The following is a 25,821-nucleotide window of genomic DNA, read 5'->3' on the forward strand; positions in this document are numbered from 1 at the left end:
CCCCACCGACCAAGGACCGTCCCATGAGCAAGGCAGCCGCCGCCGGCTTCCGCATGCCCGCCGAGTGGGCCCCGCACGAACGCACCTGGATGGCGTGGCCGGGCCCCAACCCCACCTTCGACGACCCCGACGGCCTGGCCGCCGCCCGCGCCGCCTGGGCCGAGGTGGCCCGCGCCGTCCGCCGCTTCGAGCCGGTGACCGTGGTGTGCGGCCCCGGCCGGTCGGCGGGGGCCCGCGCCCTCCTCGGCCCGGACGTCGACACGGTGGAACGCGACCTCGACGACGCCTGGATGCGCGACATCGGCCCCACGTTCCTCACGAACGGCCGTGAACTGGCCGCCGTCGACTGGACGTTCAACGGCTGGGGCGCCCAGCCCTGGGCCCGCTGGGAGCACGACGCGAAGATCGCCGCGTCCGTGGCGGACCTCGCGGGAGCCCGGACCTACGCCTCGCGGCTGGTCAACGAGGGCGGCGCGATCCACGTCGACGGCGAGGGCACGGTCCTGCTGACGGAGACCGTGCAACTCGGCCCCGAGCGCAATCCGGGATGGACGCGGGAGGAGACCGAGGCGGAGATCCACGCCATGCTCGGCACCCGCAAGGCGATCTGGCTCCCGCGCGGCCTCACCGCCGACTACCCGCCGCACGGCTACGGCACCCTCGGCCATGTGGACATCGTCGCCGCCTTCGCCCGCCCCGGAGTCGTCGTCGCCCACAGCCAGCCGGACACGGCGCACCCCGACCACGAGGTGACCCGCGAGGCCGTCGCACTGCTGCGGGCGCAGACCGACGCGCGCGGCCGCCGGCTGGAGGTCGTCGAGGTCGCCGCCCCGACGGTGCTGGAGGCCGACGGCCACTGGGTCGACTGGTCCTACATCAACCACTACCTCTGCAACGGCGGCGTGGTGCTCTGCGGATTCGGCGACCCGCGCGACGAACTCGCCGCGGACGTCTTCCGGCGGCTGTTCCCGCGGCGCACGGTGACACCGGTGGACGCCCGTACGATCTTCTCCGGCGGCGGCGGCATCCACTGCGTCACCCAGCAGCAGCCGAGGGTCTGACCCCCGGCCGACGACGAGCAAGAGCGCGACAGCACGACAGCACGCGAGCACGAGAACGCGAGAGCAGGGGAGCGGGGACATGGCCGCAGCGGCACGGGCACGCAGGAACGCCCCGCCCCGCGAGGACGTCCTCGCCGCCGCCATGGGGATGATCGCCGAACGCGGTCTGGAGAAGCTCACCATGGCGGCGCTCGGCCGCCGGGTCGGCATGAGCAGCGGCCATCTCCTCTACTACTTCCACTCCAAGGACGAACTCCTGCTGCGCACCCTGGAGTGGAGCGAGGGCCGGCTCGGCGCCGAGCGCGCCCGGCTCCTGGCCCGCGCCGCGCCCGCCCGCGAGCGCCTCGACGCCTACGTCGGCCTGTACGTCCCCGACGGCCACCGCGACCCGCACTGGACGCTCTGGCTGGAGGTCTGGAACCGCTCGCAGAACGCCGCCGACGACACGGACGCGCGCGACCGCCAGGCGGCCATCGAGGGCGCCTGGCACCGCGACCTCGTCGCCCTGCTCGCGGAGGGGACCTCCCGCGGCGAGTTCCGGCAGGTGGACCCCGACCGGTTCGCGGCCCGGCTGCGGGCCCTGCTCGACGGGTTCTCCATCCACGTCGCCGTCGGCCTGCGCGGCACGGACCGCGCGCAGGTCCTCGCACACGTCGGGGAGTTCCTCGCCGGGAGCCTGCTCACCGACGCCTGAGAACGCGCTGTTCGCATCCTGAGACACCCCGTGAGCACGAGGGCGGTCTGTGCAAAACTGCCCCCGTGCTCTCGTTCGCCATGATTATTGGCAGCAGGCGCGCCGGTCCGCAGTGACCGCTCCGTACGACCAGGTACGAGCGGCCATCGTCGTCCTCGACCCGCGCGCAGACCTCTCGCACCCGCGAGGGGTTTTTCGCTTTTCTGGCCCACCCACAGCCGGGAGCGAGCGCGCGCGGGGGACCATGGGGGGACGGTGGAGCCGGTCATTCCGGTAACGACCGAGATCCGACACAGGAGTCTTCAGACCATGACCGCACCGAGCGAACTCGACGATTCCTTCCACGTGTTCGACACCACCCTGCGCGACGGCGCGCAGCGGGAGGGCATCAACCTGACCGTCGCCGACAAGCTGGCCATCGCCCGGCACCTGGACGACTTCGGCGTGGGCTTCATCGAGGGCGGCTGGCCCGGCGCCAACCCCCGCGACACCGAGTTCTTCGCCCGCGCGCAGGAGGAGATCGCCTTCCGGCACGCCCAGCTGGTCGCCTTCGGCGCGACCCGCCGGGCCGGTGCGAAGGCCTCGGAGGACCCGCAGGTCAGGGCGCTGCTGGAGTCGGGCGCCGACGTGATCACCCTGGTGGCGAAGTCCCACGACCGGCACGTCGAACTGGCGCTGCGCACCACCCTGGACGAGAACCTGGCCATGGTGAGCGACACGGTCTCCTTCCTCAGGGGCGAGGGCCGCAGGGTCTTCGTCGACTGCGAGCACTTCTTCGACGGGTACCGCGCCAACCCCGAGTACGCGAAGGCGGTCGTCCGGGCCGCCGCCGGGGCCGGCGCCGACGTCGTCATCCTGTGCGACACCAACGGCGGGATGCTCCCGGCGCAGATCCAGGCCGTCGTCTCGACCGTGCTCGCCGACACGGGCGCCCGCCTCGGCATCCACGCCCAGGACGACACCGGCTGCGCGGTGGCCAACACCCTCGCCGCGGTGGACGCGGGCGCGACCCACGTCCAGTGCACGGCGAACGGCTACGGCGAACGCGTCGGCAACGCGAACCTGTTCCCGGTGGTCGCCGCCCTGGAGCTGAAGTACGGCAAGAAGGTGCTGCCCGAGGGTCGCCTGCGGGAGATGACCCGCATCTCGCACGCCATCGCCGAGGTCGTCAACCTCACGCCGTCCACCCACCAGCCCTACGTGGGCGTCTCGGCGTTCGCCCACAAGGCCGGGCTGCACGCCTCGGCGATCAAGGTCGACCCCGACCTCTACCAGCACATCGACCCCGAGCAGGTCGGCAACACCATGCGCATGCTGGTCTCCGACATGGCCGGCCGGGCCTCCATCGAGCTGAAGGGCAAGGAGCTGGGCGTCGACCTGGGCGGCGACCGCGAGCTGGTGGGCCGGGTCGTGGAGCGGGTCAAGGAGCGCGAGCTGCGCGGCTACACCTACGAGGCGGCCGACGCCTCCTTCGAACTCCTGCTGCGCGCCGAGGTCGAGGGCCGGCCGCTGAAGTACTTCGACGTCGAGTCCTGGCGCGCCATCGTCGAGGACCGCCCAGACGGCACCCACGCCAACGAGGCCACCGTGAAGCTCTGGGCCAAGGCCGAGCGCATCGTCGCGACGGCCGAGGGCAACGGCCCGGTCAACGCCCTCGACCGCGCCCTGCGGGTGGCCCTGGAGAAGATCTACCCCCAGCTGGCCAAGCTCGACCTGGTGGACTACAAGGTCCGCATCCTGGAGGGCGTCCACGGCACCCAGTCCACCACCCGCGTGCTGATCTCCACGACCGACGGCACGGGGGAGTGGTCCACGGTGGGCGTGGCGGAGAACGTCATCGCCGCCTCGTGGCAGGCCCTGGAGGACGCGTACACCTACGGACTGCTGCGGGCGGGCGTGGACCCGGCGCAGTGACGTCCGGGAGGCGGCCGGCGCCCGCCCGGTGAGAGTTCGCGGTAGCGTCGAAGGATGAAGGCCGTGCTCTCGGCCCGCCGGGCCCGAGCCCTCACCGGCGCGCTGTTCGCGCTGGTGCTCGCCGCCCTCACGGTGTGGACCGTGTGGGGGGCGGGCGCCCCGCGGGCCGCCGCCGCCACGGGCGTCTCGACGATCGCCGACTCCCTGCGCCGCGATCCGGTCTACGTCGACCCCGAGGCGGCCGGGCAGCTGTCCCCGGCGCAGGAGCGCGCCCTGGAGCGGCGGATCGAGGACGCCGACAAACCGCTGTTCATCGCGGTCCTCCCGGCCGGCTATCCCACGGCCGGACTCTTCAGCGACCTGCGCACCGCGACCGGCGTGACCGGTCTGTACGCGATCCGCCTGGGCGACCGCTTCGACGCCCGCGCCGACTCCTCGGTCCTGCCGCGGACGGCCGTGCGCAACCTGGTGGGCAGCGTCGACGGCGAGGGGGACGCCGCGACCCAGCTGACCGACTTCACCGACCGCGCCCTCACCCGCATGGGCGGTTCCGCCCCCGCGAGCTGGGGTTCCCCGGGCGGCGGCGGGGGGATCTCGTCCTCCGGGCTGATCGTCGCGGGCGCGGTCCTGGCGGCCGGCGGGGCGGGCGCGTACACCCTGGTGCGGCGGGGCCGCCGGCGCCGGGCCGAGGAGCAGCGGGCCGCGCTCGACCGGCTGCGGGTCGTCGTGGACGAGGACATCACCGCCTTCGGCGAGGAACTCGACCGCCTCGACTTCCATCCGGCCGAGGCGGGCGCCGACGACGCCATGCGCGCCGACTACGAGCGCGCCCTGGACGCCTACGAGCGGGCGAAGGCGGCCATGGCGGCGGCGGGCCAACCGCAGGACGTCCGGGCCGTCACGGAAGCGCTGGAGGACGGCCGGTTCTCCCTGGCGTCGCTGGCGGCCCGCAGGGAGGGCAGGCCGCTGCCCGAGCGCCGTCCGCCCTGCTTCTTCGATCCCCGCCACGGCCCCTCGGTCGCCGACGCCACCTGGACGCCGCCGGGCGGGGCCACCCGCGAGGTCCCGGTCTGCGCGGCGGACGCGACCCGGCTGGCCGACGGCCGGGACCCCGTGATCCGCGAGGTCGACAGCGACTACGGTCGGCGCCCGTACTGGGAGGCCGGTCCGGCCTACGGCCCCTGGGCGGGCGGCTACTTCGGCGGCGGCATCCTGCCCGGCCTCCTCGTCGGCACGATGCTCGGCTCGATGATGGCCACCCCCTCGTACGCGGCCGGCTACGGCGACGGTTACGGGGACTTCGGCGGCGGCTACGACGGCGGCGACGTCTCCGGCGCGGACTTCGACCCCGGCGACTTCGGGGGCGGCTTCGGCGGCGGGGGCGGCGGGGACTTCGGCGGCGGGGGCGGCGGCGACTTCGGCGGAGGGTTCTGACCGGGCGGCCCGCACCCGCAGCCCACCCCGTACCCGCGGCGCGGGTACGGGCCCGGCGCCGCTGAGTGCGGTGGCGCCGGGCCCGTGGACCCCGTGGGGGGCTGCCGGGGGTGTGCCGGGGGCCGGCGGAAGCGCTGCCGACGCTCTGCCGGGGAAGCGCCCGGCCGGGGGACGTCGCGGCCGGGCGCGCCGGGGTGCGGGTCAGAGCGAGGCGGCCGCCGAGGCGATCGCGGAGGCGAAGGTGGACACCTCGGTGTAGACGCCGGGGGCGTTGGCCCGGGCGCAGCCGATGCCCCAGCTCACGATGCCGACCTGGATCCAGGCGCCGGCGTCGTCGCGGCGGAACATCGGGCCGCCCGAGTCGCCCTGGCAGGTGTCGGTGCCGCCGGCCGCGTACCCGGCGCAGATCTCGTCGCTCGCCACGAGTCCGCCGTATCCCCGGTAGGAACGGCAGGTCGCGTCGCTCACGAAGGGCACGGAGGCCTTGAGGAGATAGCGCTGCTGGGCGCCCCCCTCGGACGCGGATCCCCACCCGGCGACGGTGAAGGTGCCGGTGTTGTACTGCGGGGTGGTGGCGGTCTTCAGGGTGGCCTGGGTGGTGATCGGCGAGGCGAGCTTGATGAGCGCCCAGTCCTTGCCGTTGCCGTTGTAACCGGGGGCGCGGTAGACGTAGGCGGACCTGACCTGGACCCGGCCGCCGGTGGACTGCAGGTCCACGACGCCGGCGGTGGCGGTGATGCCGGTGTCGGCGCCGGTCCGGCCGACGCAGTGGGCGGCGGTGAGCACGATCTGCTGCGTGTAGAGCGCCCCGCCGCAGCCCATGGAGAGCCGGACCATGAACGGGAACTCGCCCTGTGCGGCGCGGGTCCCGCCGACGACGGGCGCGGGGGCCGCCTGCGCGGCCGGGACGGGCTGGAGGCCGGCGATCGCCAGCGCGGCCGCGCCGACGACGGCGCATCTTCTGAGTGCGGTGAGGAGCTTCTTCAAGGTGCTGCCCTCCGTGGGGGGTCGCCCTGCGCTGACGTGCGCATGTCAATGCATGCGACACGCGTAAAGAATCGCTCTTCCTCCTGACATGGTCAGGTCAAAACCATGGCTGGATTATGCGAACCGTGCCGCCCCGCGCACAAGAGGCGATCCGGCCACCGGACGGCGATGTCGAGAACCCGCGTCCGGCTCCGTCCCCGGTGCGAACGCGGCCACAATGGGCCGCACACCGCACGGAGGAGAACCGCCATGGCCAAGTACCTGCTGCTCAAGCACTACCGAGGCGCCCCGGCCCCGGTGAACGACGTCCCCATGGAGCACTGGACCCCGCAGGAGATCTCGGCCCACGTCCGGTACATGAACGACTTCGCCGACCGCCTGCGGGACACCGGCGAATTCGTCGACGGCCAGGCGCTCGCCCCCGAGGGCACGTTCGTGCGCTACGACGGCGAGGGCCGCCCGCCGGTCACCGACGGTCCCTTCGCCGAGACCAAGGACCTCATCGCCGGGTGGACGATCATCGACGTCGACAGCTACGAACGGGCCCTGGAGGTCGCGGGCGAACTGTCGGCCGCCCCCGGGGCCGGCGGCAGGCCGATCCACGAATGGCTCGAGGTGCGCCCGCTCATGGGCGAGCACTGCACCGTCACGGAGTGACCGCCACGATGGACGAGGCACTGCTGCGCGGCCTCATGCCGAACGTGCTCACCGTCCTCGTCCGCCGCGGAGCCGACTTCGCGGCCGCCGAGGACGCCGTCCAGGACGCGCTCCTGGAGGCGCTGCGCGTCTGGCCGGACGACCCTCCGCGCGATCCCAAGGGCTGGCTGATCACCGTGGCCTGGCGCCGGTTCCTCGACGCGAGACGGGCGGACACCGCCCGCCGCCGGCGCGAGGACCGCGTCGACGAGGAGCCGGCCCCCGGCCCCCCGCCCACGGCCGACGACACGCTCCGGCTGTACTTCCTGTGCGCCCACCCGTCGCTGACGCCGTCGTCCGCCGTCGCGCTCACCCTGCGCGCCGTCGGCGGGCTCACCACCCGCCAGATCGCCCGCGCCTACCTGGTGCCCGCGGCCACCATGGCGCAGCGCATCAGCCGGGCCAAGCGCACCGTCTCCGACGTCCGGTTCGACCGTCCCGGCGACGTCGCCACCGTGCTGCGCGTGCTGTACCTGGTGTTCAACGAGGGCTACTCCGGCGACGTCGACCTCGCCGCCGAGGCCATCCGGCTCACCCGGCAGCTCGCGGCCGCCGTCGACCATCCCGAGGCGGCGGGCCTGCTCGCCCTCATGCTGCTCCACCACGCCCGGCGCGCCGCCCGGACCGCCTCCGACGGCAGCCTGGTGCCGCTCGCCGAGCAGGACCGCGGCCGGTGGGACACCGCGGCGATCGCGGAGGGCGTGGCCGTCCTCCAGGGGGCGCTCGCCCGCGACCGGCTGGGCGAGTTCCAGGCCCAGGCCGCCGTCGCCGCCCTGCACGCCGACGCGCCCACCGCCGAGGAGACCGACTGGGTGCAGATCGTCGAGTGGTACGACGAACTCGTGGCCCTGACCGGCAACCCGGTCGCCCGGCTGAACCGCGCGGTCGCCGTCGGCGAGGCCGACGGACCGCGCGCCGGTCTCGCGGCGCTCGCCGCGCTGGACGCGTCGCTGCCCCGTCACACCGCGGTCGCGGCGTACCTCCACGAGCGCGACGGCGACCCGGCGAGGGCGGCGCGCCTGTACGCCGAGGCGGCCCACCAGGCGTCCGACCTCGCCGAACGCGACCACCTGACGCGCCAGGCCGCCCGGCTCAACGCCCGCCTGCGGAGCTGACGCGGCGCGCCCGGCCCGCGGCCCGCCGGGCGGGCGGTCAGTCCTGGGCGGCGGCCTTGGCGAAGCCGATCAGCGCCTCGAAGTCGATCGCCCCCGGGTCGCCGTGGTCGTTCTCGGGCACGTGCATGTGGCCGCACACGCCCTTGAAGCCGTTCCAGCGCTCGAAGCCCATCCGCTGTCCGCCTCCGGTGCCCGCGGACTTCGGGTACGCGGGCCACAGCGTCGGCCCGCGCAGCGGCACGTCGTGGTGGATGTGCATCCAGGCCAGGTACTCGGCGAGGGCGCGCAGCGCCCACTCCGGGGCCTTGGGCCAGTAGACGTGGGCCTGGCCGTGGGTGTTCCACTTGGTGTGCAGCTTGGGGTCGCAGGTGCCGACGAGCTCCACCTGGCAGACGTTGAGCGTGTTCGTCTCGACGCCCCCGCGCCGGTTGGCCAGCGCCCGCGAGGAGACGTCGATCTCGAAGTGCTGGTACCACTTGAGCCGTTTGGCGGCGAGGTCGGGCACGGCCGTCAGGTTGGGCGCGACCGACCCGCCCTGGTAGTCGGGCAGCGAGCGGCCCTCCGTGGTGTGCAGGACGACGACGTTGACCTCCATGCGGTCACCGCCGAAGTCGTCCTGGTACCAGTGCTCGCGGTCGGCGCCGGGGTAGTGCTGGGGTCCGGTCTTGATGCTCATGGTTCGCGACTGTGACACAGGACACATCAAGGGGCCGGAAGCTCTTCGCTTCCGGCCCCTTTCTGCCGGTATTCGCCGTATTCGGCCACAGGCTTAGGCGTTCTTGATCGCCGAGATGTCGAAGTTCAGCTTGATCTTGTCGGAGACCAGGACGCCGCCCGTCTCCAGCGCCGCGTTCCAGGTCAGCCCCCAGTCGGAGCGCAGGATCTCGGCCTTGCCCTCGAAGCCCACGCGCTCGTTGCCGAACGGGTCCTTGGCGGAGCCGTTGAACTCCAGGTCGATGGTGAGGGGCCTGGTCACGCCGAGGATGCTCAGCTCGCCGGAGACGCGGTAGTCGTCGCCGCCCAGGGCCTCGGCGGAGGTGGAGCGGAACGTCATCGCCGGGAACTCGTCGGTGCGGAAGAAGTCCGCGCTCCGCAGGTGGCCGTCGCGGTCGGCGGACCCGGTGTCGATGCTGTCCATCTTGACGTCGATGGAGGCGGTCGAGCGGGACGGGTCGACGCCGTCCAGCAGCAGCGAGCCGCTGAAGTCGCCGAACTTGCCCTTGACGTTGGTGACCATGGCGTGGCGGGCGGTGAAGCCGATCGTCGAGTGCGCCGGGTCGATCGCGTACTCGCCGGTCAGGGCGGCGAGGCCGGGGTTCACGGTGGCGGTGTCGGCGGTGTCGGCGGCGGTGGTGGTCTCGTCGGTGTTCTTGCGGCCGAAGATGCCCATGACGTGCTCCTTGGGGACGGAGGAGGAGGTCGAAGATGTTTAACCTTCAACGAGCTGACATGGACGACTGTAGTCCCATTCAGTTCAACTTTCAACTTAATCTGGCGGGGGATTCCGAGGGACTCCCGCAGGGCCCCGCGTCGCGTCCGGACGGCCCCGGCGACCGCCGTCCGGCGCTGCCGGTTCACCCCGGGGAGGGCAGGCGCGGGGCGAAATGTGAGCGGGGTCTCCGCCGCCGGGTTTGTGTGACACCTACAACCCCCGGGCCCTCTGAGCAGTCGGAACGGCTGCATGCCGACCCGGTTCTGTTCGGTCGTACCAGGAAAACGCTCCGAGGACTGTACGGAGTCGACGTCACTCTTTCCTTGGCGGGCTTCGTAAGGTCACTACATGACCGTTTTGGAAGAGACGACCGGTGAGCCGACCACGGAGCCCACGGACGCGCGTGGTCGCGTGGCCGAGCTGCACGGGATCCGTGCGCAGGCGCTGGCCGGCCCGAGCGAGAAGGCGACCCAGGCGCAGCACGCCAAGGGCAAGCTGACCGCGCGGGAGCGGATCGAGCTGCTGGTGGACGCGGGGTCCTTCCAGGAGGTCGAGCAGCTGCGCCGGCACCGGGCGAGCGGGTTCGGGCTGGAGGCCAGGAAGCCGTACACCGACGGGGTCATCACCGGGTGGGGGACGGTCGAGGGGCGCACGGTGTTCGTGTACGCCCATGACTTCCGCATCTTCGGCGGCGCGCTGGGCGAGGCGCATGCCACGAAGATCCACAAGATCATGGACATGGCCATCGCGGCGGGGGCGCCGCTGGTCTCGCTCAACGACGGTGCGGGCGCCCGGATCCAGGAGGGCGTGTCCGCGCTCGCCGGGTACGGCGGCATCTTCCAGCGCAACACCCGGGCGTCCGGGGTCATCCCGCAGATCTCGGTGATGCTGGGCCCGTGCGCGGGCGGCGCGGCCTACAGCCCGGCCCTGACCGACTTCGTCTTCATGGTCCGCGAGACCTCGCAGATGTTCATCACCGGCCCCGACGTGGTCAAGGCCGTCACCGGTGAGGAGATCACCCAGAACGGCCTGGGCGGCGCGGACGTCCACGCCGAGACCTCCGGCGTCTGCCACTTCGCCTACGACGACGAGGAGACCTGCATCGCGGAGGTGCGCTACCTCCTGTCGCTGCTGCCGCAGAACAACCGCGAGAACCCGCCGCGCGTCGACTCCTCCGACCCGGCCGAGCGGCGCGGTGACGTCCTGCTGGACCTGGTCCCGGCCGACGGCAACCGGCCCTACGACATGACCAAGGTCATCGAGGAGATCGTCGACGACGGCGAGTACCTGGAGGTCCACGAGCGCTGGGCGCGCAACATCATCTGCGCCCTCGCCCGCCTCGGCGGTCAGGTCGTCGGCATCGTCGCCAACCAGCCGCAGTCCCTCGCGGGCGTCCTGGACATCGAGGCCAGCGAGAAGGCCGCGCGTTTCGTGCAGATGTGCGACGCGTTCAACATCCCGATCGTCACCCTTCTGGACGTACCCGGCTTCCTCCCGGGCGTCGACCAGGAGCACGGTGGAATCATCCGCCACGGCGCGAAGCTGCTGTACGCCTACTGCAACGCGACCGTGCCCCGGATCTCACTGATCCTGCGCAAGGCGTACGGAGGCGCCTACATCGTCATGGACAGCCAGTCCATCGGGGCCGACCTCACCTACGCGTGGCCGACGAACGAGATCGCCGTCATGGGCGCCGAGGGCGCCGCCAACGTCATCTTCCGCCGTCAGATCGCCGAGGCCGAGGACCCCGAGGCCATGCGGGCCCGCATGGTCAAGGAGTACAAGTCCGAGCTGATGCACCCCTACTACGCGGCCGAGCGCGGCCTGGTCGACGACGTCATCGACCCCGCCGAGACCCGCGAGGTCCTCATCAGGTCCCTGGTCATGCTCCAGTCCAAGCACGCGGACCTGCCCTCGCGCAAGCACGGCAACCCCCCGCAGTAGCCCGCCGGCAACCCGGCGGACCCCCTGCGGAAACCTCATCAACGGAGACTGACACCCATGAACGCTCCCGACATCCGCGTCGAGAAGGGCCATGCCGAGCCCGAGGAAGTCGCCGCCATCACGGCGATCCTCCTGGCCCGCGCGGCCGCCCGTCCCTCCGAGCCCACCGCGCACCGCATCCGGCCCAGGGCCGGCTGGCGCCGCCTGGAGCGCGAGGGCGGCTTCCGCGCCCCGCACAGCTGGCGCTGACCCCGCACCACGCGACGACGAAGGGCCCCTCTCCCGCGGGAGAGGGGCCCTTCGTCGTCGCCTGGTGAGCACGCACGCCGGGGAGGCGTGCCCGGGCGGCGTGGAGAACCGGGGGGGGGCAGGCGCGGCGCACCGCGCACCGCCGGCCGCGAACGGACACGGGCCGCCCCGGACGGCCTGCGCACGTCCCGGGCGGCCCGGTGGCCGCGTGCCCGACTACCGCAGGCGCGCCATCAGCGCGTGCTCCACGAGCGTGATCAGAGCCGACTTCGCGTCCGCACGGTGGCGCGCGTCGGTCGTGATGATCGGGGTGTCCGGGCCGATCTGCAGCGCCTCGCGCACCTCGTCCGGGTTGTACGGCTGGTTGCCGTCGAAGCCGTTGAGCGCGATGACGAAGGGGAGGCCGCTGTTCTCGAAGTAGTCGACCGCGGGGAAGCAGTCGGCGAGACGGCGGGTGTCGACGAGCACGATCGCACCGATGGCGCCGCGCACCAGGTCGTCCCACATGAACCAGAAACGGTCCTGGCCGGGCGTGCCGAAGAGGTAGAGGATCAGGTCCTGATCCAGGGTGATGCGGCCGAAGTCCATCGCGACCGTGGTGGTCGTCTTGTCCCCGGTGTGGGTGAGGTCGTCGATGCCCGCCGACGCTGACGTCATGACGGCCTCGGTGCGCAGCGGATTGATCTCCGAAACAGCCCCGACGAACGTGGTCTTGCCCACGCCGAAGCCGCCCGCCACCACGATCTTCGCGGAAGTGGTGGAGCGGGAGGGACCCCCGCTAGAGCTTGCGAAGTCCACTGAGCACCCTTTCGAGCAGTGTCACGGCTGGCTGGCCGCCGGCGCTCTCGTCGCCGCCGGGCTGATGGATGGCGACCAGGCCCGCCTCCGCCAAGTCGGCGACGAGGATCCTGGCCACGCCGAGGGGGATGGTCAGCAGCGCCGAGATCTCGGCGACCGACTTGATCTCTCGGCAGAGGTTGCAGATCCGCTGATGCTCGGGCAACTGGCCCTGCATCTGGTGCGGCTGCGCGGTGGTGTGCACCAGCGCCTCGATGGCGAGCTGGTAACGCGGGCGGGTCCGGCCGCCGGTCATGGCGTACGGACGCACCAGCGGGTTGTTCGCCGCCCCGGCGGGAGCCGCCTCGGGCGTGCGGCGATGGGGCTGCACGGGCTGGATGCGCGGCGCCTGCGGCTGGTCGTACGGGGAAGGCCCGGGACCCTGGGGGGACTGGGGCGCGTACGGCCGCTGCTGGCTGGGCGCGGAGGGGAAGTTGTAACGGTTCGGGTTCTGGGAACCGTCGCCCTGGCCCTGGGCAGGGCCGTACGACCAGTTACCCGAATTGGAACCGCCTGGTGGTGTTGCCACTCTCTCTCCTCCTCCGACTGTGCCTGGCCTCCATCGCATGGAAGCCGCGTCCCGAAACCCTACGGCCTCGGGACGTCAAACCGCACCGTCCCGCTGTTAGTTGAGAAGGCTCCCCTGGAGCTCCGCTCGAAGGTCGGGCGTCAGGACCGAGCCGGCCCGGTCCACCAGAAGGGCCATCTCGTACCCAATGAGGCCGATGTCCGCCTCCGGGTGCGCGAGCACCGCGAGCGAGGAACCGTCGGATACGGACATGATGAAGAGGAATCCCCGCTCCATCTCCACAACCGTCTGGTTCACGCTGCCGCCCTCGAAGATCCGGGAGGCGCCTGCCGTCAGGGACGTCAGGCCGGAGGCGACGGCCGCGAGCTGGTCGGCACGGTCACGGGGAAAGCCTTCGGACATCGCCAGAAGGAGTCCGTCGGCGGAGACCACCACCGTGTGGGACACCCCCGGGGTGTTGTCCACGAAGTTGGTGATCAACCAGTTCAGGTTCTGTGCCGCCTGGCTCATCGGGCTCACACTAACGCTCCTGGTCGTAGGTGCTGTCAGAACCGAAGCCCTGACCGTTCGTTTCACTGCTGCCTGCGTTGCGTCCGCGCTGGACGCCCCGACGCAGGTTGCTCAGCCTGCCTCGGACGTCCTCCGGGGCGCGGGAGACCTGTGGGCCGCCCTGAGGTGTGTTCTCGGCGGCGCCCTCGATCAGATTGGCCTTGGGCACCCGCCGCGGCAGGCCGGAGGAGGTGACCCCGCCCGCCTTGGGCTTCTTCAGAGCGGAGGCCTGATGCCAGCGCTCGTCGTTCGCCGATCGCCAGACGTCGCTGCCGCCGCCGTTCTCGGAGGAGGTGGCCGGCGCTTCCTGCCTCGCGGGCCGCGTGCCGTTCGCACCGCTTGCGGTGGATCCGCGGCGAGGCAGACCGGCTTCGGTCAGCGCGTGGGGGGCGGAGGGGCCCGGTCCCGGACGGTCGAAGCCTACGCGGTTCTGTTCGCCCGCGTCAGCGGCCTGCACGGATTCCGCTTCCGGAGCGTACTGGTCCGGGTAACCGTTCTGGTAACCGTTCGTGTGGCCGTTCTGCTGAGGCCAGTCGTCCTGGTAGGACTGCTGCTCCTCGTAGGGCGGGAAGCCCTCGGAGCCGTCGGCCGGGGCAGGCGTCCGCTCCTCCTGGACGGGCTGGACGGGCTCCGCGTACGCGGGGTCCGGATAGCCGCCGTTCGAGGTGAAGGCGTCGTTCTGCGGCAGGCCGCCGTTCTGACCGAAGTACTGGTCGTCGTACGCCGGGCGCTGCTGCTCCTCGTACGCCGTCTGCCGGTCGAACGTCCCGGGCCGGTCGGCGTAGCCGGTGGCGTTGGGGTCGTAGCCGTTCTGGGCGGCGTTCTGCGCGGGGTCGTAGCCGTTCTGTCCCGCGCCGTACTCCTGCTGGCGGGGGGCGTCGAAGCCCTCGGCGTACGAGCCGGCCTCGGCGGGCTGCTGCCCGAACTGACCGGCCTGCTGCCCCTGCCCGCCCGGCTGTACCTGGTTCCCCGGCTGTACCTGGTTCCCCTGCTGTCCCTGCTGGCTCTGCTGTCCCGGCTGGTCCTGCTGGTCGCCGGGGGTCTCCAGTGCGGCGCGTCGTTCCTCGCGCAGCAGGGAGCGGCCCACCGGGTCCAGTTCGCGGATGTCGTCCGGGACCTCGTAGCGGCTGTCGTCGAAGCCCAGCTCGGCGGCCGTGCGCATCGGCAGACCGGTGTTGAAGTCCTCGCCGCCGAAGTTCTGCTGCTGCTGCTCGGGGATGATCTGCGAGACCGTGAAGTCGTCGCGCGACTGCTGCTGTTCGCCGCCGCCACCGTGGGTGATGGCGTCCGGCAGCATGACCAGCGAGGTGGTGCCGGCCTGCTCGCCCGAGGGGCGCAGCTGGACGCGGATGCCGTGCCGGTCGGACAGCCGGCCGACCACGAACAGGCCCATGCGCTGCGAGATCGCGGCGTCCACGGTCGGCGGGTTGGCCAGCTTGTGGTTGATGTCCGCGAAGTCCTCGGCGGTGAGGCCGATGCCCTTGTCGTGGATCTCGATCATGACCCGGCCGTCGGGGAGACGGGTGGCGGTCACCCGGACCTTGGTCTGCGGCGAGGAGAACGTGGTGGCGTTCTCCAGCAGCTCGGCGAGCAGGTGCACGAGGTCGGTCACGGCGCGGCCGTGGATCTCGGCCTCCGGGACGCCCGACAGCTCGACGCGCTCGTACTGCTCCACCTCGGAGGAGGCGGCGCGCAGCACGTCGACCAGCGGGACCGGCTGGTCCCAGCGGCGGCCCGGCTCCTCGCCGGCCAGGACCAGGAGGTTCTCGCCGTTGCGGCGCATACGGGTCGCGAGGTGGTCCAGGCGGAAGAGGTTCTCCAGCTGGTCCGGGTCGGCCTCGTTGTTCTCCAGGTCGGTGATCAGGGTCAGCTGGCCCTCGATCAGCGACTGGTTGCGGCGCGAGAGGTTGGTGAAGATCGCGTTGATGTTGCCCCGCAGCAGGGCCTGCTCGGCGGCGAGCCGGACCGCCTCGCGGTGGACCTGGTCGAAGGCGCGGGCGACTTCGCCGATCTCGTCCGTGGTGGTGATCGGGATGGCCTGGACACGGGTGTCCACGCGTCCGGGGTCGGTGCGCGAGAGCTGGTCGACCAGCATCGGCAGCCGCTGTTCGGCGATGCCGAAGGCCGCGTTGCGCAGCTGGCGCATCGCGCGGCTCATCTGGCGTGCCACGGCGCCGGCGAGGATGAACGCCAGAAGCAGGGCGACGACGACGGCGGCGCCGGTGATGATCGCGGACGTCTTGGCGTCAGCGGCGATGTCCGAGGCCTCGGTCACGGCCTTGTCGGCCATGTCCGACTCGATCTGCCGGTAGGCGTCGTACTTCAGCGTGGTGACCGCCCACCAGTTCTCCTTGCTGATGCCCTTCTGGGCGAGACCGGCGCGCTCGGCGCCCGAGGTGGTCTCCATCGTGGAGATCGCGCCGACCATCGTGGTCGGGTCGGACGGCGGCGGAACGTAGTCCGGGTCCTTCTGCTTCTGCTCGGCGGCCAGCGCGGCGCCGTCGCCCTTGATCTTCGCGCTGGCGTCCTCCAGCCGCTTCGCGTCCGCCTCGGTGCCGCCGCCGATGTACTCCTCGACGGCGATGCCCTCGAGGTAGGCGTAGGAGGAGAGGGAGACCTTCTGCTTGGCGAAGTCCGTGTCCTGCGGGCCCGGCTTGATCAGCAGGTGCATGCCGATCGAGCGCTCCAGGGAGAGCGCGGCCTTGGTCAGCGAGATGGCGTAGACGGTACGGCCGTACGAGGTGATGTTTCCGGTGCCCAGACCCAGCTCGTTGGAGAACTCCATCAGCGGGTGCGCGACCTGGGTGTAGCCCTCTTCGGTCTGCACGCCGGCGAGCTTGGAGGTGTAGGAGGCCGCGCGCAGCGCGGGCAGCTTGGTCTCGGTGACGCGGAACAGCTTCAGCCTGCGTTCCAGGCCGGGCTTGGACGGCATGTTCTGCGCGGCCGCGTCGAAGGCGTCGGCGGCGGCGTCGGTGGCCTTGCGGGAGTCCGCGACCGTGGCGTCGTCCTTCTTGCCGGCCAGCAGGGGGGCCGCGGAGACGTCGCGCTCCTTGTAGAGGGCGTCGCCGTAGCTCAGCGCGGCCCGCACCAGACGCGCGGTGTTCTCCGCGTCCTCGGCCTCCTGCCAGGTGTCGATCGAGCTCTTCACCTGGAAGCCGCCCATGACCAGGCCGACCACCACGGGTATGAGCAGGATCGCGTTCAGCCGGGTCGGCACCCGCCAGTTGCGCGGGGAGAGGCGGCCGCCGCTCTTCGCGGGCGCGGCCGCCGGCTCCGAGCCGGCCACGGGGGCGGTCGCCGCTCCGCGCGGCGGCGGGGTGAAGTTGCCCCGCGCCGCCGGCTCGGGACTTTTCTTGCTTCGCCTCACTCGACCAACAACCTCTCGGCGGTCGGCACCTTCGTCGTGCCGCAGTGTCTCAGAGCCCGGTCAGCCATCGACCATGAGTACGTCATTGACTATTGGGCAGTTCAGGCATTCCAGCACGACGACCAGTCCTCTTCCAAACATGAGTAAGAGAGGGTTCGACGTGATGTAAACCCCAGATAAAACGGTCAAAAAGAACGAGCCCCGTCAAAAGACGGGGCCTTCGTGCGCACAGTGAGACCGAACGACCGCGACGCGTGGCCGCGTTCGCCGATTCCTCTGCCGAAACGTTATGAACACCGGAGCCGGCCGTGTCAAAGGCCACAGCCGGCTCCGAAGCGTCTACGACAACCGCCGTAGGTGCACGGTGTTGTCGAAAATTACCGCAGTCGTGCCATGAGCGCGTGCTCGACCAGCGTGATCAGCGCGCTCTTGGCGTCCGAGCGGTGCCGGGCGTCCGTCGTGATGATCGGGGTGTCCGGACCGATCTGCAGCGCCTCGCGCACCTCTTCGGGCTGGTAGGGCTGCTGGCCGTCGAAGCCGTTGAGGGCGACGACGAACGGCAGGCCGCTGTTCTCGAAGTAGTCGACCGCCGGGAAGCAGTCGGCCAGCCGCCGCGTGTCCACCAGCACCACGGCGCCGATCGCGCCGCGCACCAGGTCGTCCCACATGAACCAGAAGCGGTCCTGACCCGGCGTCCCGAACAGGTAGAGGATCAGGTCCTGGTCGAGCGTGATGCGGCCGAAGTCCATGGCCACCGTGGTGGTGGTCTTGTCCCCGGTGTGGGTGAGGTCGTCGATGCCCGCGCTCGCGGACGTCATGACGGCCTCCGTGCGCAGCGGGTTGATCTCGGAGACGGCGCCCACGAACGTGGTCTTGCCCACGCCGAAGCCGCCCGCCACCACGATCTTCGCGGAGGTGGTGGCCCGCCCTCCGTCAGAGCTTGCGAAGTCCACTGAGCACCCTTTCGAGCAGCGTCACGTCAGGTGCGCCGCCGTTGTTCTCGTCGCCGCCCGGCTGGTGGATGGCCACCAGACCGGCCTCGGCGAGGTCCGCGACGAGGATCCGAGCCACCCCCAGTGGCATGGCCAGCAGCGCCGACACCTCGGCGACCGACTTCACCTCACGGCACAGGTGGCAGATGCGCTGGTGCTCGGGAAGCAGCCCCATGAGCGCTGCCGGGTCGGCCGTGGTGCTGATCAGCGCCTCGATGGCGAGCTGATAACGCGGCCGGGTCCGGCCACCGGTCATCGCGTACGGACGCACCAGCGGCTGGTCGCCCTCATCCCCGTACGGCTCCGCGTACGGGTCATGATGGGCGGTGGGCGGGGTCATGGATCCTCCGGGCGGGACAGCATTCTCGGATTGTCGTGCCGTCCGTCTGGGCCGGTGGGGGGATTGTGTCGGCCGGACGGTGATTTCGTGAGGTGGGTGGTACGAGGGCGGGTCAGTGGAGCAGACTGCCCTGGAGCTCGGCGCGCAGATCCGGCGTGAGCACCGCTCCCGCACGATCGACGAGGAGCGCCATCTCGTAGCCGACGAGGCCGATGTCGCACTCCGGGTGCGCGAGCACGGCGAGCGACGAGCCGTCCGAGACGGACATGAGGAAGAGGAACCCTCGTTCCATCTCGACGACGGTCTGCGCCACGCTGCCGCCCTCGAAGATCCGGGACGCGCCGGCGGTCAGCGAGGTGAGTCCCGACGCGACGGCCGCCAGCTGGTCGGCACGGTCGCGCGGGAAGCCCTCGGACATCGCGAGCAGGAGCCCGTCGGCGGAGACCACGACGGTGTGGGACACCCCTGGGGTGTTGTCCACGAAGTTGGTGATCAACCAGTTCAGGTTCTGTGCTGCCTGGCTCATCTGGCTCAACTAACGCTCCTGCTGGTGAGTGGGGCTGGGGAAACTGCCGGTCTGGGGGCCGTTGCCGGCCTGTCGACCCTGTGCGATGCCCCGACGGAGATTGGTCAGCCGGCCGCGTACGTCGTCAGGCGCACGCGAGACCTGCGGACCGCTTTGGTGCTGTTGCTGCTGAGCGGTGCCCGGGACGAGGTTCGCCCTGGGCACCCGGCGCGGCAGACCGGAGGTGGTGACGCCGCCCGCGGCCGGCTGCCTGACACGCTCTGCCTGCCGGACGAGTTCGTCGTTCGGCGAGGTGCGCCAGGAGGCAGTGGCGGCGGGACGCTGGGGTGCGGCCGGAGCCGGCTGCTGCGGCTGCGACTGCTGGGGCTCCGGGGCCGTGCCGCCCGCCTGCTGACCGTGGAACCAGTTGGTCTCCAGCGTGTCGTACAGCGGGGTGCGGCCGTCGCCCGGACCGGCCGGCGGCAGGGCCTCCGGCCGGTCCGGAGTGCCGTAGCCGTCCTGCTGCGGAGCGGCGAACCGGCCCGCGGCCGAGGGGTCCTGGCGGTCGGGCAGCGCGTGCTGCCCGGTGCCGGAGCCGTCGTAGCCGGGGGCGGCGTACTGACCGGTGGAGCCGTTGTCGTAGGCCTGCGGGGCGTACTGGCCGGGGTTCGCGGGGGCGTTCTGCCCGCCCGGGGCACCGAAGACGTCGGAGCGGGTGAAGCCGTTGTCGTCCGGGCGGCCGGACGTGCCGGGCCGTTCGAAGCGGCCGCCGTCCTGCTGCCCGTTCGCACCGCTGGCGCCGTTGACGCCGTTCAGGCCCGGACGCTGGAACTGGCCCGTGTCCTGGCGTCCGTCGTAACCGCCCTGCGGGGCGCTCACAGCCGGGAACTGGCCCGTGCTCTGCAGCCCGTTCGCGACCGGACGGCCGAAGTCGGCGGGGCCCGCCGGGCCCTGGCGCTCGTCCATCCGCGGGACGGCGGGTATCTCGGCGGTGGCGCCGGGACCCTGCCGGTCGTCGATGCGCGGCATCCGCGACGTCTGGGCGACGTCCGGCTCCTCGTGGCCGCGCGGAGCGTCCAGCGGGGTGCGCGGCACCGGCGGCTGGGCGTTCTCGTCGCCCCAGCTGGTCACGCGCGGCTGCGGGTTGCCGCCGGGCAGCTCGGCGCGCGGACCCCCGCGCGGCGGCAGCTGCGGCTGACGGCCGCGGCCGCCCTGCTCGTTCTTGGCGCCCCGCTGCTGCGGCGGACGTCCGCCGCCGAACATGTCCGTGCCCTGCGTGCCCGTGCCGGCGGCCTGCATGCCCTGCGGCGCGCCCGGCGCCTGGCCGCCGAAGCCGGCGCCGGCCGGAGCCGGACGGCCCTGCTGGGGGGAGAGCGGAGGCTGCTGCGGTCCGCGCGGCGGCTGGCCGCCGGGACGGCCACCGCTGTCACGGCCGGGCAGCGCGGCCCGGGGACCCTGGCCGCCGGCGAGCCGGCCGCCCCCGCCGGAACCGGCGCCGAGGGCGCCGCCGCCGTTCGGGGCGCCCGCACCGAGCGCACCGCCCTGCGAGCCGTTCTGACGACGCGCGGCGGCGACGCCGGCGGCGGCCTGCGCGGCGGCGGGACCGCCGGCCGAGCCGCCCTGGCCGGGCTTGGGCTGGGGCTTCTTGCCGCCCTGGGCGACGTCCACGGGCAGCATGACCAGCGCGGTCGTGCCACCGGAGTCGGACGGGCGCAGCTGGATGCGGATGCCGTGACGCTGCGACAGCCGGCCGACCACGAACAGACCCATGCGCCGGGAGACGGACACGTCCACGGTCGGCGGCGAGGCGAGCCGCTCGTTGATCGCGGCGAGGTCCTCGGGGGACAGGCCGATGCCGGTGTCGTGGATCTCGATCAGCACGCGGCCGTCGGGCAGCGCGTGACCGGTGACCTTGACCTTGGTCTGCGGGGAGGAGAACGACGTGGCGTTCTCCAGCAGCTCGGCGAGCAGGTGCACGAGGTCGTTGACGACCCGGCCGGCCACTTCGGTGGTGGGCACGGAGGAGAGCTCGATGCGCTCGTACTGCTCCACCTCGGAGGCGGCGGCGCGCAGGACGTCGACCAGCGGGACCGGCCGGGTCCAGCGGCGGCCGGGCTCCTCGCCGGCGAGGACGAGGAGGTTCTCGCCGTTACGGCGCATGCGGGTCGCGAGGTGGTCGAGCTTGAAGAGCGAGGACAGCTGGTCCGGGTCGGCCTCGCGGGACTCCAGTTCGGAGATGAGCGAGAGCTGACGCTGGATGAGGCCCTGGGAGCGGCGCGAGAGGTTGGTGAACATCGCGTTGACGTTGCCCCGCAGCAGGGCCTGCTCGGCGGCGAGGCGGACCGCCTCGCGGTGCACGTCGTCGAAGGCCGCGGCCACCTGGCCGATCTCGTCGCGGGAGTGCACACCGACCGACTCCACGGACGTGTCGACGTCCTGCGGGTCGGACTCGGACAGCTGCTTGACCAGCTCGGGCAGCCGGTCCTGGGCGACCTTGGTGGCGGTCTCCTGGAGGCGGCGCAGCGAGCGGATCATGGACCGGGCGACGACGAACGCGCCGACCAGCGACACGCCCAGCACGAGCAGGATGAGCGCACCGGAGATGATCGCCTCGCGCTCGGACTCGGAGCGCAGCTCACGCGCCTTCTGCTCCATGTCCTCGAGCAGCGTGTGCTCGATGTTGTTCATCTGCTTGATCTTGGTCGAGCTGTCGTCGATCCAGTCCCGGTACGAGCGCTTGTCCAGGGACTGCAGACCCGTGCTGGAGTTGAGCGCGCGGCGGGCGTAGGTGTCGGCCTCCTCGATGACGGGGTTGCCCTTGTCGATCGGCTGGAGCAGCTCGTCGGCGGCGTCGTTGCCGTAGATGCTGCGGAAGGTCGACTCTTCGCGGTCCTCGTTGTCGACCGCGGCGTTGCCGTACTGCCGGTCGTTCTCGGACATCTTGCCGGTGACGGAGTTGCCCACCGGCAGGGCCGCGGCGAGCACGGCGCGCTGGACCGAGGCGTACTCCTGGGAGGCGGAGAAGGCGGCCAGGGCACGCGTGCGCTGGATCATCTCCGGGTTGCTCGTGGCCTGCGCCATGTCCTGCGACAGGTCGAGGAGGCCGGTGATCAGCCGGTGGTAGGCCTCGACGGTCTGGGTCGAGTTGCCCCGCTCGGCATAGGCCGTGTTGCGGATCTTGTTGAGGCTGCCGAGGTCGCTCAGGAGGCCGACGAGGCTGTCGCGGACACCCTCGAGGTTGCCGTCCGCGGTGGCGGCGTCGATCTCCTCGGAGGCGTCCTGGAACGCGGTGAGGGCCTTGTCGGTCTTGTCCCGGTAGCCCGTGACGCCGAAGTCGTTCGCCTTGCCGCCGTGCGACAGCGGGCCGGCCGAGTTGTCGCGCTCGTCCTGGAGCCGGTCGGCCAGCGTGGTGGCCTGCTTGGTCATGTCCGTCAGCAGCTTCATGTTGTCGAGCTGCTGGATGTCGTCCATGGACTGGTTGATGCGCAGCGCGCCCAGCGAGGTGGCCGCGACCACCGGCAGGGTCAGCAGCGCCACCAGGCGGGTGGAGATGCGCCAGTTGCGCAGCGCCACGCGCGAGCCGGGACCGGGGGGACCGGCCGGCGGCTTCACCGTCGGAGTGGGCGTGGGAGAACTCGACGACGCGGACGCGCCGGGGCGCCCGGAGCGCTCACCGCCGTCGCCGGACGGAGCATGGCCCGGGTTCTGGGCGTGCTGGGGCGAGGAGCCGACTGCCATCGGGCCAGTCCCGCCGTGCGGCTCCGGCTCGGCCGAAGCGCTGCCATCCCTCTTGAAACGTCCCTGCACTAGCGTCGCAACCTCTGGACCAGGCGCCCTCCCGCGTGAACGGAAGGACGGTGTCGGCGTGTGGAGGGGCGTCCTGAATTACGCCCCCCGAATGGTCGTGAGTACCGGCGCCGGCTCCCCCTAACCTCGCCGCCACCGGGCGCTCTGACGCGCCCTCTGTGCGCCGGCTCGATCCCGCGGCGGTCCGAGGAATTCCAGCACAGTGCAGGATCTCCAACAAGGCCCGTTGGCCAGGCTGTGACATCCGTGACACGAAGTGAGGGTGGCGTCACGGGATGTAGAGGCCGATCCCACATAAGGCGGACATAAATGGGCGAAGCCGCAGGGTGCTGGCGGTGTCCCAGTCGCGATGATCAGGAGCGGAATGAGGGCTTCAGATGCCCAATGTCCGTTTTTCTGCGTTCCCTTGGGGGTCTGAATTGACCGGTTTGCCCCTGGATTCGTGAGGAAACTCACACGCCGATCATGTGACCTTCACGGGTTCACCGGCATTCGCGTGTTTAGCCTGGCGTTTTACAGGGATGGCAAATCCGACAAGACGCGCCTGCGCGGAGGCCCTCGAAGGCCTCTCCGGCGCCCGGAAACGACAGGGTCCAGTAGAACAGTGAAGACGACGACGATGTTCCACAAGATCGCCAACCCGCGGCGCACCACGCTGGCCCACCTCGCGGGCGCCGACGAACTGCAGCTCCCCGAGCAGCCGGAGCACGCCGTCGACCTCCCGGCCCAGACCGCCAACCCCCGCCGCACCGTCCTCATGGAGATCCCGGTCGCGGCCTCCGTCGCGCAGTAGACCCACCCGTCGCTCCACACGCTCGTCGTCGTTCGCCGATCTTCGTGGAGGAGTACGGGCGGCGGCCGCCGAATGCTCAAGGCGACCGTCCCCGATGTCAAGGGCGTCCCCGGCCGGGGACGCCCTTCCGCGTTAGCCTGGAGCGTCACACTCCAGCCAGCTCAGTCAAGGGGCCAACCAACCCGTGCGCATCGCCAGGTTCTCCATCGACGGGAACGTCGCCTTCGGCGCGGTCGAGGGCGACAAGCCGGACGAGCTCGTCCTCGACATCATCAAGGGCATCCCGTTCACGGACTTCGAGCTCTCCGGCACCAAGGTGCCGCTGAGCAAGGTCCGGCTGCTCCCGCCCGTGCTGCCCAACAAGGTCGTCGCCTTCGGCCGCAACTACGCCGAACACGCGCGCGAGCTGGGCAACGAGGTCCCGGACGCGCCGTTCGCCTTCTTCAAGCCGTCCACCTCCGTGATCGGCGACGGCGACGCCATCCAGTACCCGTCCTTCTCCGCGGAGGTCCACCACGAGGCCGAGCTGGCCGTCGTCATCGGCCGGCTGTGCCGCGAGGTGCCCCGCGAACGCGTCAAGGACGTGATCTTCGGCTACACCTGCGCCAACGACGTCACCGCCCGCGACGTGCAGAAGCGCGAGAAGCAGTGGGCCCGCGCGAAGGGCTTCGACACCTCTTGCCCCCTCGGCCCCTGGGTGGAGACCGGCCTGGACCTGAAGACCGCGGGCGACCTCACCGTCCAGCTCACGGTCAACGGCGCCCAGCGGCAGCTCGGCCGCACCAGCGAGATGATCCACTCCATCGAGGATCTGATCGTCAACATCACCGAGGCCATGACGCTGCTCCCCGGCGACGTGATCCTCACGGGCACCCCGGCAGGGGTCGGCCCCCTGGCTGTCGGCGACGAGGTCGCCGTCACCATCGAAGGCATCGGCACTCTCACCAACAAGGTTGTCAAGCGTGGCTAGCGCATCAGGCTCCCCCGTACGCGTCCGTTTCTGCCCCTCGCCCACCGGCAACCCCCACGTGGGCCTGGTCCGCACCGCCCTGTTCAACTGGGCGTTCGCCAAGCACCACCGGGGCACGCTGGTCTTCCGCATCGAGGACACCGACGCGGCCCGCGACTCCGAGGAGTCCTACGCCCAGCTGCTGGACTCGATGCGCTGGCTGGGCTTCGACTGGGACGAGGGCCCCGAGGTCGGCGGCCCGCACGCGCCGTACCGCCAGTCGCAGCGCATGGACCTCTACAGGGACGTCGCCGACAAGCTCCTGCAAGCCGGGCACGCGTACCGCTGCTACTGCTCGCAGGAGGAACTGGACACCCGCCGCGAGGCCGCCCGCGCCGCCGGCAAGCCGTCCGGCTACGACGGCCACTGCCGCGACCTGAGCGCCGGGCAGGTCGAGGAGTACACGGCCCAGGGCCGCACGCCCATCGTCCGCTTCCGGATGCCCGACGAGACGATCACCTTCACCGACCTGGTGCGCGGCGAGCTGACGTTCACCCCGGAGAACGTCCCCGACTACGGCATCGTCCGCGCGAACGGCGCCCCGCTGTACACGCTGGTCAACCCGGTGGACGACGCGCTGATGGAGATCACGCACGTGCTGCGCGGCGAGGACCTGCTGTCCTCCACGCCCCGCCAGGTCGCCCTCTACAAGGCGCTGATCGAGCTGGGCATCGCGAAGTCCGTGCCCGCCTTCGGTCACCTGCCGTACGTGATGGGCGAGGGCAACAAGAAGCTCTCCAAGCGCGACCCGGAGTCGTCCCTCAACCTCTACCGCGAGCGCGGCTTCCTCCCCGAGGGCCTGCTCAACTACCTCTCGCTCCTCGGCTGGTCGCTCTCGGCCGACCAGGACATCTTCACGATGGACGAGATGACGGCGGCCTTCGACATCGCCGACGTCAACCCCAACCCGGCGCGTTTCGACCTGAAGAAGGCCGAGGCGATCAACGCCGACCACATCCGCCTGCTGGACGTGAAGGACTTCACCGAGCGCTGCGCCCCCTGGCTGAAGGCCCCCGCCGCCCCCTGGGCGCCGGAGGACTTCGACGAGGCGAAGTGGCAGGCGATCGCCCCGCACGCCCAGACCCGCCTGAAGGTCCTCTCCGAGATCACCGACAACGTCGACTTCCTCTTCCTGCCGGAACCCGTCGTCGACGAGGCGTCCTGGACGAAGGCGATGAAGGAGGGCAGCGACGCCCTGCTGACCACGGCGCGCGAGAAGCTCGACGCGGCGGACTGGTCCTCGGCCGAGTCCCTGAAGGAGGCCGTCCTGGCCGCCGGCGAGGCCCACGGCCTCAAGCTCGGCAAGGCCCAGGCCCCCGTCCGCGTCGCCGTCACCGGCCGCACCGTAGGCCTGCCCCTCTTCGAGTCCCTGGAGATCCTGGGCAGGGACAGGACGCTGGCCCGCATCGACGCCGCCCTGGCGAAGCTCGCCGCGTAGCGGCGGAACCCATGTGAGGGGCGGCTCCCGGACACCACCGGGGGCCGCCCCTCACGCGTTCGCCTCAGACGGCGTCGTTCTCGTCGATCAGGTAGGCGAACCCGTCAAAGATCTCCCGTGCGACGACGA

At 71.5% G+C, this 25,821-nt stretch carries 22 protein-coding genes; 11 read left to right on the forward strand and 11 right to left on the reverse strand.

From position 1 onward, the window contains the following. Positions 1-23 precede the first annotated feature (23 nt). From OG802_RS25310 to OG802_RS25325, 4 genes are all read left to right on the forward strand, one after another. Positions 24-1,061 carry an agmatine deiminase family protein gene (locus tag OG802_RS25310; RefSeq protein WP_329413933.1) on the forward strand — a complete coding sequence of 346 codons (1,038 nt, stop codon included), beginning with the start codon at positions 24-26 and terminating at the stop codon, positions 1,059-1,061. A 79-nt stretch (positions 1,062-1,140) separates the two neighbouring features. Next, the gene (locus OG802_RS25315; protein WP_329413934.1) at positions 1,141-1,755 is read left to right on the forward strand and encodes a TetR/AcrR family transcriptional regulator; all 615 of its coding nucleotides are present in this window, start codon (positions 1,141-1,143) and stop codon (positions 1,753-1,755) included. Between the two features lie 309 nt (positions 1,756-2,064). Further along, positions 2,065-3,669 carry a citramalate synthase gene (cimA, locus tag OG802_RS25320; RefSeq protein WP_329413936.1) on the forward strand — a complete coding sequence of 535 codons (1,605 nt, stop codon included), beginning with the start codon at positions 2,065-2,067 and terminating at the stop codon, positions 3,667-3,669. Between the two features lie 54 nt (positions 3,670-3,723). Beyond that, the gene (locus OG802_RS25325; protein ID WP_329413938.1) at positions 3,724-5,103 is read left to right on the forward strand and encodes a hypothetical protein; all 1,380 of its coding nucleotides are present in this window, start codon (positions 3,724-3,726) and stop codon (positions 5,101-5,103) included. Positions 5,104-5,304: 201 nt separating this feature from the next. Here OG802_RS25325 and OG802_RS25330 read toward each other — a convergent pair whose 3' ends face one another. Beyond that, positions 5,305-6,090 (reverse strand): serine protease, encoded by a 786-nt coding sequence (locus OG802_RS25330; protein WP_329413939.1) that lies wholly within the window; start codon positions 6,088-6,090, stop codon positions 5,305-5,307. A gap of 249 nt (positions 6,091-6,339) precedes the next feature. Between OG802_RS25330 and OG802_RS25335 the strand changes: the two genes are divergently transcribed. Together OG802_RS25335 and OG802_RS25340 are read left to right on the forward strand one after the other, a co-directional pair. After that, positions 6,340-6,747, forward strand: a complete 408-nt coding sequence (locus OG802_RS25335; protein ID WP_329413940.1) for a YciI family protein — start codon at positions 6,340-6,342, stop codon at positions 6,745-6,747. Positions 6,748-6,755: 8 nt separating this feature from the next. After that, the gene (locus OG802_RS25340; RefSeq protein ID WP_329417385.1) at positions 6,756-7,901 is read left to right on the forward strand and encodes an RNA polymerase sigma factor; all 1,146 of its coding nucleotides are present in this window, start codon (positions 6,756-6,758) and stop codon (positions 7,899-7,901) included. 37 nt (positions 7,902-7,938) lie between these two features. Here OG802_RS25340 and OG802_RS25345 read toward each other — a convergent pair whose 3' ends face one another. Both OG802_RS25345 and OG802_RS25350 read right to left on the reverse strand, forming a co-directional pair. Next, a complete protein-coding gene (locus OG802_RS25345) occupies positions 7,939-8,577 on the reverse strand; it encodes a hypothetical protein (RefSeq protein ID WP_329413943.1) in 639 nt (212 codons plus the stop codon). A 93-nt stretch (positions 8,578-8,670) separates the two neighbouring features. After that, positions 8,671-9,291 carry a YceI family protein gene (locus tag OG802_RS25350; protein WP_329413945.1) on the reverse strand — a complete coding sequence of 207 codons (621 nt, stop codon included), beginning with the start codon at positions 9,289-9,291 and terminating at the stop codon, positions 8,671-8,673. A gap of 390 nt (positions 9,292-9,681) precedes the next feature. Between OG802_RS25350 and OG802_RS25355 the strand changes: the two genes are divergently transcribed. Next, complete coding sequence (locus OG802_RS25355) at positions 9,682-11,277, forward strand: acyl-CoA carboxylase subunit beta (RefSeq protein ID WP_329413946.1); 1,596 nt, start codon at positions 9,682-9,684, stop codon at positions 11,275-11,277. A 57-nt stretch (positions 11,278-11,334) separates the two neighbouring features. Further along, complete coding sequence (locus tag OG802_RS25360) at positions 11,335-11,526, forward strand: acyl-CoA carboxylase subunit epsilon (protein ID WP_329413948.1); 192 nt, start codon at positions 11,335-11,337, stop codon at positions 11,524-11,526. Positions 11,527-11,742: 216 nt separating this feature from the next. On the opposite strand, the gene OG802_RS25365 is transcribed toward OG802_RS25360, so the two are convergent. The 8 genes from OG802_RS25365 to OG802_RS25400 form a co-directional block, all read right to left on the reverse strand. Then, positions 11,743-12,324: a GTP-binding protein gene (locus OG802_RS25365; RefSeq protein ID WP_026248371.1), complete on the reverse strand. Its 582-nt coding sequence runs from the start codon at positions 12,322-12,324 to the stop codon at positions 11,743-11,745. Continuing rightward, positions 12,305-12,892, reverse strand: coding sequence for a DUF742 domain-containing protein (locus OG802_RS25370; RefSeq protein WP_329413951.1), 588 nt, complete (start codon positions 12,890-12,892; stop codon positions 12,305-12,307). The genes OG802_RS25365 and OG802_RS25370 overlap by 20 nt, the downstream gene beginning before the upstream one ends. Before the next feature lie 96 nt (positions 12,893-12,988). Then, complete coding sequence (locus OG802_RS25375; protein ID WP_037781109.1) at positions 12,989-13,402, reverse strand: roadblock/LC7 domain-containing protein; 414 nt, start codon at positions 13,400-13,402, stop codon at positions 12,989-12,991. Between the two features lie 10 nt (positions 13,403-13,412). Then, positions 13,413-16,808, reverse strand: coding sequence for a sensor histidine kinase (locus tag OG802_RS25380; protein WP_329413954.1), 3,396 nt, complete (start codon positions 16,806-16,808; stop codon positions 13,413-13,415). 377 nt (positions 16,809-17,185) lie between these two features. Then, positions 17,186-17,761 (reverse strand): GTP-binding protein, encoded by a 576-nt coding sequence (locus OG802_RS25385; RefSeq protein WP_030793795.1) that lies wholly within the window; start codon positions 17,759-17,761, stop codon positions 17,186-17,188. Continuing rightward, entirely contained in the window at positions 17,742-18,140 is a 399-nt protein-coding gene (locus OG802_RS25390) for a DUF742 domain-containing protein (protein ID WP_009190816.1), read from the reverse strand. The genes OG802_RS25385 and OG802_RS25390 overlap by 20 nt, the downstream gene beginning before the upstream one ends. A 112-nt stretch (positions 18,141-18,252) precedes the next feature. Continuing rightward, complete coding sequence (locus tag OG802_RS25395) at positions 18,253-18,666, reverse strand: roadblock/LC7 domain-containing protein (protein ID WP_003993189.1); 414 nt, start codon at positions 18,664-18,666, stop codon at positions 18,253-18,255. Between the two features lie 9 nt (positions 18,667-18,675). Further along, positions 18,676-22,452 carry a nitrate- and nitrite sensing domain-containing protein gene (locus OG802_RS25400; RefSeq protein WP_329413955.1) on the reverse strand — a complete coding sequence of 1,259 codons (3,777 nt, stop codon included), beginning with the start codon at positions 22,450-22,452 and terminating at the stop codon, positions 18,676-18,678. Positions 22,453-23,056: 604 nt separating this feature from the next. Here OG802_RS25400 and OG802_RS25405 point away from each other — a divergent pair. The 3 genes from OG802_RS25405 to gltX all read left to right on the forward strand — a co-directional run bounded on the left by OG802_RS25405 (position 23,057) and on the right by gltX (position 25,692). Beyond that, positions 23,057-23,245 carry a hypothetical protein gene (locus OG802_RS25405; protein ID WP_329413958.1) on the forward strand — a complete coding sequence of 63 codons (189 nt, stop codon included), beginning with the start codon at positions 23,057-23,059 and terminating at the stop codon, positions 23,243-23,245. Positions 23,246-23,429: 184 nt separating this feature from the next. Next, positions 23,430-24,215 (forward strand): fumarylacetoacetate hydrolase family protein, encoded by a 786-nt coding sequence (locus OG802_RS25410; RefSeq protein ID WP_329413960.1) that lies wholly within the window; start codon positions 23,430-23,432, stop codon positions 24,213-24,215. After that, entirely contained in the window at positions 24,208-25,692 is a 1,485-nt protein-coding gene (gene gltX, locus OG802_RS25415; RefSeq protein ID WP_329413962.1) for a glutamate--tRNA ligase, read from the forward strand. The genes OG802_RS25410 and gltX overlap by 8 nt, the downstream gene beginning before the upstream one ends. Positions 25,693-25,821 lie beyond the last annotated feature (129 nt).

Source organism: Streptomyces sp. NBC_00704, from assembly GCF_036226605.1.
Lineage (GTDB): Bacteria > Actinomycetota > Actinomycetes > Streptomycetales > Streptomycetaceae > Streptomyces.

What these genes read in the sequence shown, in the direction of transcription:
- OG802_RS25310 (WP_329413933.1), top strand. Translation starts at nt 24, where the DNA reads ATGAGCAAGGCAGCCGCCGCCGGCTTCCGCATGCCCGCCGAGTGGGCC.
- OG802_RS25315 (WP_329413934.1), top strand. Translation starts at nt 1,141, where the DNA reads ATGGCCGCAGCGGCACGGGCACGCAGGAACGCCCCGCCCCGCGAGGAC.
- cimA (WP_329413936.1), top strand. Translation starts at nt 2,065, where the DNA reads ATGACCGCACCGAGCGAACTCGACGATTCCTTCCACGTGTTCGACACC.
- OG802_RS25325 (WP_329413938.1), top strand. Translation starts at nt 3,724, where the DNA reads ATGAAGGCCGTGCTCTCGGCCCGCCGGGCCCGAGCCCTCACCGGCGCG.
- OG802_RS25335 (WP_329413940.1), top strand. Translation starts at nt 6,340, where the DNA reads ATGGCCAAGTACCTGCTGCTCAAGCACTACCGAGGCGCCCCGGCCCCG.
- OG802_RS25340 (WP_329417385.1), top strand. Translation starts at nt 6,756, where the DNA reads ATGGACGAGGCACTGCTGCGCGGCCTCATGCCGAACGTGCTCACCGTC.
- OG802_RS25345 (WP_329413943.1), bottom strand. Translation starts at nt 8,577, where the DNA reads ATGAGCATCAAGACCGGACCCCAGCACTACCCCGGCGCCGACCGCGAG.
- OG802_RS25350 (WP_329413945.1), bottom strand. Translation starts at nt 9,291, where the DNA reads ATGGGCATCTTCGGCCGCAAGAACACCGACGAGACCACCACCGCCGCC.
- OG802_RS25355 (WP_329413946.1), top strand. Translation starts at nt 9,682, where the DNA reads ATGACCGTTTTGGAAGAGACGACCGGTGAGCCGACCACGGAGCCCACG.
- OG802_RS25360 (WP_329413948.1), top strand. Translation starts at nt 11,335, where the DNA reads ATGAACGCTCCCGACATCCGCGTCGAGAAGGGCCATGCCGAGCCCGAG.
- OG802_RS25375 (WP_037781109.1), bottom strand. Translation starts at nt 13,402, where the DNA reads ATGAGCCAGGCGGCACAGAACCTGAACTGGTTGATCACCAACTTCGTG.
- OG802_RS25390 (WP_009190816.1), bottom strand. Translation starts at nt 18,140, where the DNA reads ATGACCCCGCCCACCGCCCATCATGACCCGTACGCGGAGCCGTACGGG.
- OG802_RS25395 (WP_003993189.1), bottom strand. Translation starts at nt 18,666, where the DNA reads ATGAGCCAGGCAGCACAGAACCTGAACTGGTTGATCACCAACTTCGTG.